11 protein-coding genes are annotated in these 14,968 nt (G+C 59.7%); 10 read left to right on the plus strand and 1 reads right to left on the minus strand.

Annotated elements, in window-relative coordinates; translation table 11 throughout:
- Positions 1-174: 174 nt before the first annotated feature.
- From lptF to pdxJ, 8 genes are all read left to right on the plus strand, one after another.
- On the plus strand, positions 175-1,293 hold the full coding sequence (gene lptF / locus AC1RJ3_RS23445; RefSeq protein WP_054593877.1) for an LPS export ABC transporter permease LptF: 1,119 nt from the start codon (positions 175-177) through the stop codon (positions 1,291-1,293).
- Positions 1,286-2,347 (plus strand): LPS export ABC transporter permease LptG, encoded by a 1,062-nt coding sequence (gene lptG / locus AC1RJ3_RS23450; protein ID WP_054593876.1) that lies wholly within the window; start codon positions 1,286-1,288, stop codon positions 2,345-2,347. Before lptF ends, lptG begins: the two co-directional genes overlap by 8 nt.
- Before the next feature lie 171 nt (positions 2,348-2,518).
- Positions 2,519-4,318, plus strand: coding sequence for a translation elongation factor 4 (gene lepA, locus AC1RJ3_RS23455; RefSeq protein WP_054593875.1), 1,800 nt, complete (start codon positions 2,519-2,521; stop codon positions 4,316-4,318).
- 5 nt (positions 4,319-4,323) lie between these two features.
- The gene (gene lepB / locus AC1RJ3_RS23460; RefSeq protein WP_493080771.1) at positions 4,324-5,178 is read left to right on the plus strand and encodes a signal peptidase I; all 855 of its coding nucleotides are present in this window, start codon (positions 4,324-4,326) and stop codon (positions 5,176-5,178) included.
- Between the two features lie 179 nt (positions 5,179-5,357).
- Positions 5,358-6,047 (plus strand): ribonuclease III, encoded by a 690-nt coding sequence (gene rnc / locus AC1RJ3_RS23465; RefSeq protein WP_019691997.1) that lies wholly within the window; start codon positions 5,358-5,360, stop codon positions 6,045-6,047.
- Entirely contained in the window at positions 6,040-6,942 is a 903-nt protein-coding gene (gene era, locus AC1RJ3_RS23470; protein WP_054593873.1) for a GTPase Era, read from the plus strand. The genes rnc and era overlap by 8 nt, the downstream gene beginning before the upstream one ends.
- A 201-nt stretch (positions 6,943-7,143) precedes the next feature.
- Positions 7,144-7,833, plus strand: coding sequence for a DNA repair protein RecO (gene recO, locus AC1RJ3_RS23475; RefSeq protein ID WP_054593872.1), 690 nt, complete (start codon positions 7,144-7,146; stop codon positions 7,831-7,833).
- Positions 7,834-7,882: 49 nt separating this feature from the next.
- Entirely contained in the window at positions 7,883-8,626 is a 744-nt protein-coding gene (gene pdxJ / locus AC1RJ3_RS23480; protein ID WP_054593871.1) for a pyridoxine 5'-phosphate synthase, read from the plus strand.
- Between the two features lie 120 nt (positions 8,627-8,746).
- Here pdxJ and mltF read toward each other — a convergent pair whose 3' ends face one another.
- Positions 8,747-10,207: a membrane-bound lytic murein transglycosylase MltF gene (gene mltF / locus AC1RJ3_RS23485; protein WP_054593870.1), complete on the minus strand. Its 1,461-nt coding sequence runs from the start codon at positions 10,205-10,207 to the stop codon at positions 8,747-8,749.
- A 286-nt stretch (positions 10,208-10,493) separates the two neighbouring features.
- Between mltF and purL the strand changes: the two genes are divergently transcribed.
- Positions 10,494-14,390, plus strand: a complete 3,897-nt coding sequence (gene purL / locus AC1RJ3_RS23490; protein WP_493080775.1) for a phosphoribosylformylglycinamidine synthase — start codon at positions 10,494-10,496, stop codon at positions 14,388-14,390.
- A 5-nt stretch (positions 14,391-14,395) separates the two neighbouring features.
- Complete coding sequence (locus tag AC1RJ3_RS23495) at positions 14,396-14,707, plus strand: YqfO family protein (protein ID WP_054593868.1); 312 nt, start codon at positions 14,396-14,398, stop codon at positions 14,705-14,707.
- The last annotated feature ends 261 nt before the right edge of the window (positions 14,708-14,968 follow it).

The raw sequence follows: 14,968 nt of genomic DNA on the forward strand, positions 1-14,968 counted from the left end.
CAACCCTCGCGCAGGTGATCTTTACACCATTGCGCGGCTGCTTGAGCGTGCGCAGTGACAGGCGCGTTCAATCACAGGATAATGCGCCATCTTTTTCGGCGGCTCAGCCCTGTGGGTCGCCCGATATGTTTGCTTGTTTGGCCGCCTTAGCCTGACAACCCTGGAGTGTCTGGTTTGATTGTCTTCCGTTATCTGTCCCGCGAAGTCCTGTTGACCTTGAGCGCCGTCAGCGCTGTGCTGCTGGTCATCATCATGAGTGGGCGCTTCATCAAGTTCCTGGCCCAGGCCGCCTCGGGCGCCCTGGACCCAGGCTCGCTGTTCCTGATCATGGGCTTTCGTCTGCCGGGTTTCCTGCAACTGATTCTGCCTTTGGGGCTGTTTCTCGGGATCCTGCTGGCCTACGGTCGCCTGTACCTTGAAAGTGAAATGACCGTGCTCTCCGCGACCGGCATGAGCCAGCAGCGTCTGCTGGGCATGACCCTGTTTCCGGCTGCGCTGGTTGCCGTGATCGTGGCCTGGCTGAGCCTGAGCCTGGCACCGCAAGGCGCCAATCAGTTCCAGTTGCTGCTGAACAAGCAGGATGCCATGACCGAGTTCGACACGCTGGTGCCGGGCCGTTTTCAGGCGCTGCGCGATGGTTCGCGGGTGACCTACACCGAGCAGCTGTCCGATGACCGGATCAATCTGGGCGGCGTCTTCATCTCGGAAAAGCGTCTTTCCGCCGATCAGAAGGATCGCGGTATTTCCGTACTGGTGGCCGAGAAGGGTCGTCAGGAAATCAAGGAAGACGGCAACCGCTACCTGATTCTCGACAATGGCTACCGTTACGACGGTCAGCCGGGGCTGGCCGACTATCGGGCCATCAAGTACGACACCTATGGCGTGCTGCTGCCCAAGCCGGATGTCAGCGACGAGGTGACCGATCGCGATGCGATGCCGACCCGCACCCTGCTGGACAATCCGGATATTCGTGCACGCGCCGAGCTCGAGTGGCGTGTGTCGCTGCCGTTGCTGGTGTTTATCGTGACGTTGATGGCGGTGCCGCTGTCGCGGGTCAATCCGCGCCAGGGACGTTTCCTCAAGTTGCTGCCGGCGATTCTTCTCTATATGGCTTATCTGACGATCCTGATCGCCGCACGCGGTGCTCTGGAGAAAGGCAAGATCCCCCCGGCACTGGGTCTGTGGTGGGTTCACGCAATATTCCTGGCCATTGGCCTGGGACTGCTCTATTGGGAGCCGTTGCGCTTGAAAATGGCGAGTCGCCGCAGTGCGCTGGAGGTGACCCGTGGTTAAGCTCGATCGCTACATTGGTGGCAGTGTTTTCATGGCGATCCTGGCGGTACTGGGGATCATTCTTGGCCTGGCGACCTTGTTTGCCTTCATCGACGAGATGAGTGATGTCACGGATACCTACACCCTCACCGACGTATTGAGCTACGTGGCGCTGACAGCGCCGCGTCGGGTCTATGACATGCTGCCGATGGCGGCACTGATCGGTTGCCTGATCGGCCTGGGCAGCCTGGCCAGCAGCAGTGAATTGACCATCATGCGCGCCGCTGGCGTGTCCATCGGCCGGATCGTCTGGGCGGTGATGAAGCCGATGCTGGTGTTGATGCTGGCAGGCGTACTGGTCGGCGAGTACGTTGCGCCCGCTGCGGAAAACGTGGCCCAGGCCAATCGCTCACTGGCTCAGGGCATTGGTGATGCGCAGAGCGCCAAGCACGGTATGTGGCACCGCCAGGGTGATGAGTTCATTCACATCAACTCGGTGCAGCCGGACGGCATTCTGTACGGTGTGACTCGCTATCGTTTTGACCGCGAGCGTCACATGCTAACCTCGAGCTTCTCCAAGCGTGCGCAGTTCGAAACTGATCATTGGCAGCTGAACGACGTCACCACCACGGTGTTCCATGACGGCAGTACTGAAGTGGTCACGGCCCCGCAAGAACGCTGGGAAGTCCCGTTGAGCCCGCAACTGCTGAACACCGTGATCATGGCGCCGGAATCGTTGTCGATCAGCGGTTTGTGGGGTTACATCCACTATCTGGCGGATCAGGGTCTGAACAATGGCCGTTACTGGCTGGCGTTTTGGGTCAAGGTGTTGCAGCCACTGGTCACTGTTGCCCTGGTGTTGATGGCGATTTCCTTTATCTTCGGCCCGCTGCGCTCGGTGACCCTGGGCCAGCGTGTGTTTACAGGGGTACTGGTCGGCTTTACCTTCCGTATCGCTCAGGATTTGCTCGGGCCTTCAAGCCTGGTCTTCGGCTTCTCGCCATTGTTCGCGGTGCTGGTTCCAGCTGGTATCTGTGGGGTGGCCGGTCTCTGGATGCTGCGCCGAGCCGGTTGATCGCGGGTATTTCTTGCCCCGGTTGACAGTCAAACGCCCCGTTCGCAAGAGCGGGGCGTTTTTGTATCCAATACCGTTGACCTGTGAACGTGACGCTTGCGTCGTGTATCAGGTACAATTCCCGGCTATTTTTCGGCGGGCTATGCCTGCAGCCTTTTTGAGTGTTGATCCGTGAGTGATTTGAGTCATATCCGCAATTTCTCCATCATCGCCCACATTGACCATGGCAAGTCGACTCTGGCCGATCGCTTCATCCAGATGTGCGGCGGCCTGGCCGAGCGTGAAATGGAAGCCCAGGTACTGGACTCCATGGACCTTGAGCGTGAACGCGGGATCACCATCAAGGCTCACAGCGTTACCCTGTATTACACCGCCCGTGATGGTATCAAGTACCAACTGAACTTCATTGACACCCCCGGCCACGTTGACTTCACCTACGAAGTCAGCCGGTCGCTGGCGGCCTGTGAAGGTGCCTTGTTGGTGGTCGATGCCGGTCAGGGTGTCGAGGCGCAATCGGTTGCCAACTGCTACACGGCAATCGAGCAGGGCCTGGAAGTGATGCCGGTCCTGAACAAGATCGACCTGCCACAGGCTGATCCGGACCGCGTAAAAGAAGAAATCGAAAAAATCATCGGCATCGATGCCACCGATGCGGTCGAGTGCAGTGCCAAGACCGGCCTGGGCGTCGATGAAGTGCTCGAGCGTCTGGTACACACCATTCCTGCGCCGACCGGCAACATCGAAGATCCGCTGCAAGCGTTGATCATCGACTCCTGGTTCGACAACTACCTGGGCGTTGTTTCCCTGGTTCGCGTGCGCCACGGCCGCGTGAAAAAGGGCGACAAGATTCTGGTGAAGTCCACCGGCAAGATCCACCTGGTCGACAGCGTCGGTGTGTTCAATCCGAAGCACACCGCCACCGTTGATCTGAAAGCCGGTGAAGTAGGCTTCATCATCGCCGGCATCAAGGACATTCACGGTGCGCCGGTAGGTGACACCCTGACCTTGAGCTCGACGCCGGACGTCGACGTGCTGCCAGGTTTCAAACGTATTCAGCCGCAGGTGTATGCCGGTCTGTTCCCGGTCAGCTCCGACGACTTCGAAGACTTCCGCGAAGCGCTGCAAAAGCTCACGCTGAACGACTCGTCGCTGCAATACACCCCGGAAAGCTCCGACGCCCTGGGCTTCGGCTTCCGTTGCGGGTTCCTCGGCATGCTGCACATGGAGATCATCCAGGAGCGCCTGGAGCGCGAGTACGACCTGGACCTGATCACCACGGCGCCGACGGTTATTTTCGAGCTGTTGCTGAAAACCGGTGAAACGATTTACGTCGACAACCCGTCCAAGCTACCGGACCTGTCGTCTATTGAAGACATGCGCGAGCCAATCGTTCGGGCAAATATTCTTGTGCCGCAGGAGCACCTGGGCAACGTCATTACCCTGTGCATCGAGAAGCGTGGCATTCAACACGATATGCTGTTCCTCGGTAGCCAGGTCCAGGTGACCTACGATTTGCCGATGAACGAAGTGGTCCTGGACTTCTTCGATCGTCTGAAATCCACCAGTCGCGGCTATGCTTCGCTGGATTACCATTTCGATCGTTATCAATCAGCTAATCTGGTGAAGCTGGATGTATTGATCAACGGTGAAAAAGTCGACGCCCTGGCGTTGATCGTGCACCGCGACAACGCGCACTACAAAGGTCGTGCGTTGACCGAGAAGATGAAAGAACTGATTCCGCGGCAGATGTTCGACGTGGCAATCCAGGCCGCCATTGGCGGACAGATTGTGGCGCGGACAACCGTCAAGGCACTCAGAAAGAACGTATTGGCCAAATGCTACGGTGGTGACGTTAGCCGTAAGCGCAAGCTGTTGGAAAAGCAGAAGGCCGGTAAAAAACGCATGAAGCAGGTCGGCAACGTGGAAATTCCACAAGAAGCCTTCCTCGCTGTGCTCAGGTTGGATAGTTAGGTCCTATGTCACTAAATTTCCCGCTGTTGCTGGTCATCGCCGTTTTCGTTTGCGGTCTGTTGGGGTTGCTCGACCTGATCTTTCTGGCGCCGCGTCGGCGTGCCGCCATTGCCTCTTATCAGGGTAGCGTCACTGAGCCTGACATGATGGTGGTCGAGAAACTGAACAAAGAACCAATGCTGGTTGAATACGGCAAATCGTTCTTTCCAGTGCTGTTCATCGTGCTGGTCTTGCGTTCGTTCCTGGTGGAGCCGTTCCAGATTCCGTCTGGTTCGATGAAGCCGACCCTGGACGTTGGCGACTTCATTCTGGTGAACAAGTTTTCTTACGGGATCCGCTTGCCGGTGCTCGATACGAAAGTCATCCAGGTGGGTGATCCGCAGCGTGGCGATGTGATGGTGTTCCGCTACCCAAGCGACCCGAACGTCAACTACATCAAGCGTGTAGTGGGCTTGCCGGGTGATCAGATTCGTTACACCGCCGACAAGCGTCTGTTCGTCAACGGTGAGTCGATCGCAGAGCAGCTGGTTGGCTCCGAGCCGGGTACGCTGGGCAGTGCCGAGCTCTACAAGGAAAAACTCGGCGCCGCCGAGCACCTGATCCGCAAGGAAATGAGCCGCTACCGCGCAACCCCGGACCATCAATGGACCGTGCCTGCCGGGCACTACTTCATGATGGGCGACAACCGCGACAACTCCAACGACAGTCGCTACTGGGATGATCCAACTATTCCCAAGGATCTGCTGGGCATGGTTCCCGACAAGAATATCGTCGGCAAGGCCTTCGCCGTCTGGATGAGCTGGCCGGAACCCAAACTCAGTCACCTGCCGAATTTCTCGCGGGTTGGCCTGATCAAGTAATCACCCACGGCGCTGTTGAACACAGCGCCGAATGCATTTCTGGAGCCTGCAGAAGGTCACCGCAGATGCATGAAGCCAACGATATTCAGGATGTAATTTTTGAACACAGCGTTAATTGTCCAAGAGCCTAGCAGCGTTGCTGTGATGGACGTCGACCACGAACTCAGCGTGGGTAAACCGTGAGCGTCTCTTTAAGCCGTCTCGAGCGTCAGCTCGGTTATACCTTCAAGGACCAGGAACTGATGGTCCTGGCCCTGACACATCGCAGCTTTGCCGGGCGCAACAACGAACGCCTGGAATTCCTCGGTGATGCCATTCTCAACTTCGTTGCCGGTGAAGCGCTGTTCGACCGCTTTCCGCTGGCTCGCGAAGGCCAGCTGTCGCGTTTGCGCGCACGCCTGGTCAAAGGTGAGACGCTGGCCGTATTGGCGCGTGGTTTCGATCTTGGCGAGTACCTGCGCCTGGGGTCCGGTGAGTTGAAGAGCGGCGGGTTCCGCCGTGAATCGATCCTCGCCGATGCCCTCGAAGCGTTGATCGGTGCGATCTACCTGGATGCCGGCATGGACATGGCGCGCGAACGCGTGCTGGCCTGGCTGACGTCCGAGTTCGACAGCCTGACGCTGGTCGACACCAACAAAGATCCAAAGACTCGCCTGCAGGAGTTCTTGCAGTCGCGTGCCTGTGAACTGCCGCGTTACGAAGTGGTGGATATCCAGGGTGAGCCGCATTGCCGGACGTTCTTCGTCGAATGCGAAATCACCTTACTGAACGAAAAAAGCCGAGGTCAGGGTGTGAGTCGTCGTATTGCCGAACAGGTAGCGGCCGCCGCAGCACTGATTGCCCTGGGCGTGGAGAATGGCCATGACTGATTCAACTGCAACTCGCTGTGGCTATGTCGCCATCGTCGGCCGTCCGAACGTGGGCAAATCCACGCTGCTGAACCACATCCTGGGTCAGAAGCTGGCGATCACCTCGCGCAAACCGCAAACCACCCGTCACAACATGCTCGGTATCAAGACCGAAGGCGATGTGCAGGCGATCTACGTCGACACCCCCGGCATGCACAAAGGTGGCGAGAAAGCCCTCAACCGCTACATGAACAAGACCGCTTCGGCCGCGTTGAAAGACGTCGACGTGGTGATCTTCGTGGTTGATCGCACCAAGTGGACCGAAGAAGACCAGATGGTGCTCGAGCGCGTTCAGTACGTGACGGGCCCGTTGATCGTGGCGTTGAACAAGACCGACCGCATCGAAGACAAAGCCGAGCTGATGCCGCACCTGAGCTGGTTGCAGGAACAGCTGCCGAACGCGCAGATCATTCCGATTTCGGCGCAGCACGGGCACAACCTCGATGCGCTGGAGCGGGTGATCGCCGGTCACCTGCCGGAAAACGATCACTTCTTCCCGGAAGACCAGATCACCGACCGCAGCAGCCGTTTCCTCGCCGCCGAACTGGTGCGCGAGAAAATCATGCGCCAGATGGGCGCCGAGCTGCCATACCAGATCACCGTGGAAATCGAAGAGTTCAAGCAGCAGGGGAAAACCCTGCACATCCATGCGTTGATCCTCGTCGAACGTGACGGTCAGAAGAAAATCATCATTGGCGACAAGGGCGAGCGGATCAAACGCATCGGCACCGAAGCGCGCAAGGACATGGAGCTGCTGTTCGACTCCAAGATCATGCTCAACCTTTGGGTGAAAGTGAAAGGCGGCTGGTCCGACGACGAACGCGCCCTGCGTTCGCTGGGTTACGGCGACCTGTAATCAGGATCGGCACAAGGTTCAAGGTCTTGTGCTGGCCTTTGTGGCGAGGGAGCTTGCTCCCGCTGGGTCGCAAAGCGGCCCCAAAACCATTTGCCCCGGTGTGCCTGACTCTCCGCGGCTGCTTGATGTCGGGGCTGCTTCGCAGCCCAGCGGGAGCAAGCTCCCTCGCCACAGTTGATCTCCTCTGAGATTTGGACTCTGATGTCGACCACCGCGCCAACCGGCCAACCCGCCTACGTGCTCCATAGTCGTGCCTACCGCGAAAATAGCGCGTTGGTGGATTTCCTCACGCCGCAAGGTCGGCTGCGGGCGGTGTTGCGCAGTGCGCGGGGCAAGGCCGGAACGTTGGCGCGGCCATTCGTGCCGCTGGAAGTCGAGTTCCGTGGTCGGGGCGAACTGAAGAACGTCGGTCGCATGGAAAGCGCCGGTGTCTCGACCTGGCTCAATGGTGAAGCGCTGTTCAGCGGTCTCTACCTCAACGAACTGCTGATCCGCCTGCTGCCGTCCGAAGATCCTCACCCTGCGGTATTCGATCATTACGCCGCGACCTTGCTGGCGCTGGCCGAAGGGCGTCCGTTGGAGCCTTTGTTGCGCTCATTCGAATGGCGGCTGCTCGATGACCTGGGCTACGGCTTTGCGCTGAACGCGGATATCCACGGCGAACCTATCGCGCCCGACGGCCTGTATCGCTTGCAGGTCGATGCAGGTCTGGAGCGGGTTTACCTGCTGCAGCCTGGTCTGTTCAACGGTACCGAACTGTTGGCCATGGCCGACGCCGACTGGAGCGCGCCGGGTGCCTTGTCCGCCGCCAAGCGTTTGATGCGTCAGGCGTTGGCCGTTCACCTGGGCGGTCGCCCACTGGTCAGTCGCGAATTGTTTCGCAAGCCCTGATCAACCCGTATGCTGTGCACCGAACTTTCTCTTCTTCTGGAGCGCTTCCGTGACCACCAGCAATCGCATTCTTCTTGGCGTGAACATCGACCACGTTGCCACCCTGCGTCAGGCCCGGGGTACGCGTTACCCTGACCCTGTGAAAGCAGCGCTGGACGCGGAAGAGGCGGGCGCTGATGGCATCACCGTGCATCTGCGTGAAGACCGCCGGCACATTCAAGAGCGCGACGTGTTGTTGCTCAAGGACGTGCTGCAAACCCGCATGAACTTCGAGATGGGCGTCACCGAGGAAATGATGGCGTTCGCTGAACGCATTCGTCCGGCGCACATTTGCCTGGTCCCGGAAACCCGTCAGGAACTGACCACCGAAGGCGGTCTGGATGTGGCAGGGCAGGAAGCGCGGATCAAGGCGGCGGTGGATCGTCTGGCGAAAATCGGCTGCGAAGTGTCACTGTTCATTGATGCCGACGAGCGCCAGATCGAAGCCTCGAAACGTGTTGGCGCACCGGCCATCGAATTGCACACCGGCCGTTATGCGGACGCCGAGACGCCGACTGCGGTGGCTGAAGAGCTGAAGCGTGTGGCGGATGGCGTGGCGTTTGGCCTGACGCAAGGCCTGATCGTCAACGCCGGCCACGGTCTGCACTACCACAACGTCGAAGCAGTTGCGGCGATCAAAGGCATCAACGAACTGAACATCGGCCACGCGCTGGTGGCGCATGCGCTGTTCGTCGGGTTCAAGTCGGCTGTTTCAGAGATGAAAGCGCTGATCCTCGCCGCAGCAAAAGCCTGACGTTCAACCCCATACCCGTAGGAGCAAGGCTTGCCCGCGATGCAGGCGCCGCGGTCCGCCTGAATCACCGCGGTGATGCTATCGCGGGCAAGCCTTGCTCCTACGGGAGGAGGGGTGTGCCTAGAGCGGTGGGTTTTCTTCGGGCGGTTTGGTTTTGTCGATGCCCGGCACATGCAGGTTGCCTTGGGTGACCTGATCGCCCTCAAGCTGCGGCTGCGTGACCCACGTCAGAATGTCGTAGTAACGCCGGATGTTCGCCACAAAATGCACCGGCTCACCGCCCCGGGCGTAGCCATAGCGGGTTTTGCTGTACCACTGTTTCTGCGACAGGCGCGGCAGGATCTTTTTCACGTCCAGCCACTTGTCCGGATTCAGTCCTTCCTTGGCTGCGAGTTTGCGCGCGTCATCCAGGTGACCGCTGCCGACGTTGTAGGCCGCCAGCGCAAACCATGTGCGATCCGGCTCCTGGATCGAGTCGTCGAGTTGATCCTTCGTGTAAGCCAGGTACTTCGCGCCGCCCATGATGCTTTGCTTGGCGTCCAGGCGATTGGACACGCCCATGGCCTGCGCGGTGTTCTGGGTCAGCATCATCAGGCCGCGAACGCCGGTTTTCGAGGTGACCGCCGGTTGCCACAGCGATTCCTGATATCCGATTGCGGCGAGCAGTCGCCAGTCGACTTTCTCTTCCTTGGCCGAGGCCTTGAAGTGCTTCTCGTACTTGGGCAGTCGTTGCTGCAAGTGCTCGGCGAAGGTGTAGGCGCCCATGTAGCCGAGTACATCGACATGCCCGTAATAGCGGTCTTTCAGCCGTTGCAGGGTGCCATTTTTCTGCGCCTTGTCGAGGAAGTCGTTGATCTCGTTGAGCAGGCTATTGTCGTCACCGGCGGCCACCGCCCAGCTCTGGTTGCTGGCGTCGCCCAGGTCGAAGGCGACTCGCGCATTAGTGAAGTACACCTGGTTCATCGCGACTTCGTTGGAGTCGACCAGTGTCAGGTCGATCTGACCTTCATCAACCATGCGCAGCAGGTCAACGACCTCAACCGCGTCGGACTCTTCGTATTCAATGCCGGGGTATTTCTTTTTCAGCGCGGCCAGTTGGTCGGCGTGGGTGCTGCCCTTGAGCACCATGATTGTCTTGCCGACCAGATCGGCTGCCGAGGTCGGCCGAGACTGACCGTTGCGGTAGATGATCTGTGGGGTGACTTCCAGATACGAGTGGGAAAACCGCACTTGCTGTTTGCGTTTGTCGCTGCCGACCAGACCGGCGGCAGCCAGCACCGGGCCGCCAGGTTTGCCTAACTGACCGTACAGGTCGTCGAGGTTGTCTGCGGTTTCGATCTTGAGTTTCACGCCCAGATCGTCGGCGAAGCGCTTCACCAGCTCGTATTCGAAGCCGGTTTCACCGTTGCGATCCTGAAAGTAGGTAGCGGGGCTGTTGCGGGTAACCACACGCAGCACGCCATCCTCCTTTACGCGCTCCAGTGTGTTGGGTTTATCAACACAGCCACTGAGCATCAGGAAGAGTCCGGTTGCGATGAGCCATTTGGCGAATCGCGGACGCAAAGCCGTTGGGGAAAACATCTGCGCAGTATACGCAAAGGACCACGGCCGCCATATCTCGACAGTAAAGGGCTTGTCTGCTAGAGCGTTCAAAAATCGGCAAAAGCCCGCAAGAACAGGCTCTCGGGCCTGATTGTGACAACAAAAATAACCCCCGGCGTGCCCCTTGATGCGCATGGGTTACAGGCTTTGAGCCCCGGGCCGACGTTCGGACAATACCGGGTGTAGCGTTTCGGGTGCTGTCGCGGGCGGTTTAGGCTAGAATGCACGGCCTCAAAGCACACCCCCTTCCGAGGCTGTCCCGAAGATGTTGATCCTGCGCGGCGCTCCTGCCCTTTCTGCCTTTCGCCACAGCAAACTCCTTGAGCAACTGAGCCAGAAGGTCCCGGCTGTCAGTGGCTTATATGCTGAATTCGCTCACTTCGCCGAAGTCACCGGCGTCCTGACCGGCGACGAACAGCAGGTGCTAGCGCGCCTTCTGAAGTACGGTCCTAGTGTTCCGGTACAAGAGCCGACCGGCCGTCTGTTCCTGGTGTTGCCGCGTTTCGGCACCATCTCGCCCTGGTCGAGCAAGGCCAGCGATATCGCCCGCAACTGTGGCCTGGCGAAAATCCAGCGCCTGGAGCGCGGTATCGCTTTCTACGTGACCGGTGAATTCACCGACGCACAAGCACAGCTGATTGCCGACGGTCTGCACGACCGCATGACCCAGATCGTGCTGGAAAACCTCGAACAGGCTGCTGGCCTGTTCAGTCACTCCGAACCGAAGCCGTTGACGGCGATCGACGTTCTGGGTGGCGGTCGCGCCGCACTGGAAACCGCTAACGTCGAGCTGGGCCTGGCCCTGGCGGAAGACGAGATCGACTACCTGGTCAACGCCTTTATTGGCTTGAAGCGCAACCCGCACGACATCGAACTGATGATGTTCGCCCAGGCGAACTCCGAGCACTGCCGTCACAAGATCTTCAACGCCAGTTGGGACATCGACGGCGAGAGCCAGGAAAAAAGCCTGTTCGGCATGATCAAGAACACCTACGTGATGCACAGCGAAGGCGTTCTGTCGGCTTACAAGGACAACGCTTCGGTGATCGTCGGCTCTGTCGCCGGCCGTTTCTTCCCGGACCCTGAGACCCGCCAGTACGGCGCGGTGCAGGAACCGGTGCACATCCTGATGAAAGTCGAGACGCACAACCACCCGACCGCGATTGCCCCGTTCCCGGGCGCATCCACCGGTTCCGGTGGCGAGATCCGCGACGAAGGCGCGACCGGTCGCGGCGCCAAGCCAAAGGCTGGCCTGACCGGTTTCACCGTGTCCAACTTGCAAATTCCGGGCTTCGAACAGCCATGGGAAGTGCCGTACGGCAAGCCTGAGCGCATCGTTACTGCGCTGGACATCATGATCGAAGGCCCATTGGGCGGCGCTGCATTCAACAACGAATTCGGCCGTCCGGCGCTGACCGGTTATTTCCGTACCTTCGAACAATCCATCACCACACCGCGTGGCGATGAAGTGCGTGGTTATCACAAGCCGATCATGTTGGCCGGCGGCATGGGCAACATCCGTGAGGAACACGTCAAGAAAGGCGAAATCCTCGTGGGCTCCAAGCTGATCGTGCTGGGCGGCCCGGCGATGCTGATCGGTCTGGGCGGCGGCGCGGCTTCCTCCATGGCTACCGGCACCAGCTCGGCCGACCTGGACTTTGCTTCGGTACAACGCGAAAACCCTGAAATGGAACGCCGTTGCCAGGAAGTCATCGACCGTTGCTGGCAGTTGGGCGAACGCAACCCGATCAGCTTTATCCACGACGTCGGCGCGGGCGGTCTGTCCAATGCCTTCCCGGAACTGGTCAACGATGGCGACCGCGGCGGCCGCTTCGAACTGCGCAACATTCCAAACGACGAGCCGGGCATGGCCCCGCACGAAATCTGGAGCAACGAATCCCAGGAACGCTACGTCCTGGCGGTTGGCCCGGCCGACTTCGAACGCTTCAAGGCAATCTGCGAACGTGAGCGTTGCCCGTTTGCCGTTGTCGGCGAAGCGACTGCCGAGCCGCAATTGACTGTCACCGACAGCCACTTCGGCAACAGCCCGGTCGACATGCCGCTCGAAGTGCTGCTGGGCAAAGCTCCGCGCATGCACCGTTCGGCTGTTCGTGAAACCGAACTGGGCGACGATTTCGATCCGTCGACCCTGACCATTGCCGATTGCGTCGAGCGCGTTCTGCATCACCCGGCCGTGGCCAGCAAAAGCTTCCTGATCACCATCGGCGACCGCACCATCACCGGCCTCGTGGCCCGTGATCAGATGGTCGGCCCGTGGCAGGTTCCCGTGGCTGACGTTGCCGTCACCGCCACCAGCTTCGACGTCTACACCGGTGAAGCCATGGCCATGGGCGAGCGTACCCCGCTGGCACTGCTGGACGCTCCGGCGTCGGGCCGCATGGCCATCGGCGAAACCCTGACCAACATCGCGGCCTCGCGCATCGGCAAGATCTCCGACATCAAGCTGTCGGCGAACTGGATGTCGGCTGCCGGCCACCCGGGCGAAGACGCGCGTCTGTACGACACCGTGAAAGCGGTCGGCATGGAACTGTGCCCGGAACTGGGCATCACCATTCCGGTGGGCAAGGACTCGATGTCCATGGCCACGCGCTGGAATGACGAAGGCGTCGACAAGACCGTAACTTCGCCAATGTCCCTGATCGTGACCGGTTTCGCGCCAGTGACTGACATCCGTCAGACCCTGACCCCGCAACTGCGCATGGACAAGGGCACCACCGACCTGATCCTGATCGACCTGGGCCGCGGCCAGAACCGCATGGGTGCTTCGATCCTCGCGCAGGTTCACGGCAAGCTCGGCAAGCAGGCACCGGACGTCGATGATGCCGAAGACCTGAAAGCCTTCTTCGCGGTGATCCAGGGCCTCAACGCCGACGGTCACCTGCTGGCTTACCACGACCGTTCCGACGGTGGTCTGCTGACCAGCGTGGTGGAAATGGCCTTTGCCGGCCACTGCGGCCTGAGCCTGAACCTCGACGGTCTGGCAGAAACATCTGCCGACATCGCCGCGATCCTGTTCAACGAAGAACTGGGTGCTGTCATCCAGGTTCGTCAGGACTCGACGCCGGACATCCTTGCTCAATTCAGCGCCGCAGGTCTGGGCGACTGCGTGTCGGTGATCGGCCAGCCGATGAACAACGGCGAGATCAGCATCACTTTCAACGGCGACACCGTGTTCGAAGGCCAGCGTCGTCTGCTGCAACGTCAGTGGGCTGAAACCAGCTATCAAATCCAGCGTCTGCGTGACAACGCCGACTGCGCCGAACAAGAGTTCGACGTGCTGCTGGAAGAAGACAACCCGGGCCTGAGCGTCAAGCTGAGCTACGACGTGAACCAGGACGTTGCCGCGCCTTATATCAAGAAAGGCATTCGCCCACAGGTTGCCGTACTGCGTGAGCAGGGCGTCAACGGTCAGGTGGAAATGGCCGCAGCGTTCGACCGCGCCGGTTTCAACGCGATCGACGTGCACATGAGCGACATCCTTGCTGGCCGTGTCGACCTGAACGAGTTCAAAGGTCTGGTGGCGTGCGGTGGCTTCTCCTACGGTGACGTACTGGGTGCCGGTGAAGGCTGGGCGAAATCGGCGCTGTTCAACAGCCGTGCTCGCGATGCGTTCCAGGGCTTCTTCGAACGTACCGACAGCTTCACCCTCGGCGTGTGCAACGGTTGCCAGATGATGTCCAACCTGCACGAGCTGATCCCGGGCAGCGAGTTCTGGCCGCACTTCGTGCGCAACCGTTCCGAGCAGTTCGAAGCGCGTGTGGCGATGGTTCAGGTTCAGGAATCGAACTCGATCTTCCTGCAGGGCATGGCCGGTTCGCGTATGCCGATCGCCATCGCTCACGGTGAAGGTCATGCCGAGTTCGCCAGCGAAGAAGCGTTGCTGCAAGCCGATCTGTCGGGTTGCGTGGCGATGCGTTTCGTCGACAACCACGGCAAGGTTACCGAGCGCTATCCGGCCAACCCGAACGGCTCGCCGCGCGGGATCACCGGTTTGACCAGCCGTGACGGTCGCGTGACGATCATGATGCCGCACCCGGAGCGGGTGTTCCGTGCCGTGCAGAACTCGTGGCGCTCGGAAGAGTGGAACGAAGACGCGCCGTGGATGCGTATGTTCCGTAACGCTCGTGTGTGGGTGAACTAAGCGCTGTGTACAAGCTCAGTTTTTTTGTTCCTCAGAGCCATGTTGAGGTGGTCAAGGGTGCTGTGTTCGCTGCCGGTGGTGGGCGGATCGGTGCTTATGATCACTGTTCGTGGCAGGTGCTTGGGTTGGGTCAGTTTCGGCCTTTGGACGGTAGTCAGCCGTTTATTGGTCAGGCGGGGCTGGTCGAGCAGGTTGAGGAATGGAAGGTTGAGCTGGTGGTCAGCGATGAGTTGATTGGTGTTGTGGTGGCGGCTCTGAAGCAGAGTCATCCCTATGAGACGCCGGCTTACGAGGTGTGGCGGCTGGAAGATTTCTGATCTTCCTGCGCTTTAACAAGAAACCCGCTGAAGTGATTTCAGCGGGTTTTTTATTGCCCGGGATTCCATGAATGCACTCGTTCCACTGTGCGAGCCGAGCTTGCTCGCGATGGCGGCCTGACAGCCGACCCATCTCCCGCAGATGTACACCAATCAAAACTGTGGGAGCTGGCTTGCCTGCGAAGGCGGCCTGACAGCCGACCAATCTCTTGCAGGTGTACATATCCATTCCTGCGGTAACGGCCACTTACGGTTTCGCTC

Source organism: Pseudomonas sp. GW822-FHT04C11 (assembly GCF_058800905.1).

What these genes read in the sequence shown, in the direction of transcription:
- lepB (WP_493080771.1), top strand. Translation starts at nt 4,324, where the DNA reads ATGTCACTAAATTTCCCGCTGTTGCTGGTCATCGCCGTTTTCGTTTGC.
- era (WP_054593873.1), top strand. Translation starts at nt 6,040, where the DNA reads ATGACTGATTCAACTGCAACTCGCTGTGGCTATGTCGCCATCGTCGGC.
- recO (WP_054593872.1), top strand. Translation starts at nt 7,144, where the DNA reads ATGTCGACCACCGCGCCAACCGGCCAACCCGCCTACGTGCTCCATAGT.
- mltF (WP_054593870.1), bottom strand. Translation starts at nt 10,207, where the DNA reads ATGTTTTCCCCAACGGCTTTGCGTCCGCGATTCGCCAAATGGCTCATC.
- purL (WP_493080775.1), top strand. Translation starts at nt 10,494, where the DNA reads ATGTTGATCCTGCGCGGCGCTCCTGCCCTTTCTGCCTTTCGCCACAGC.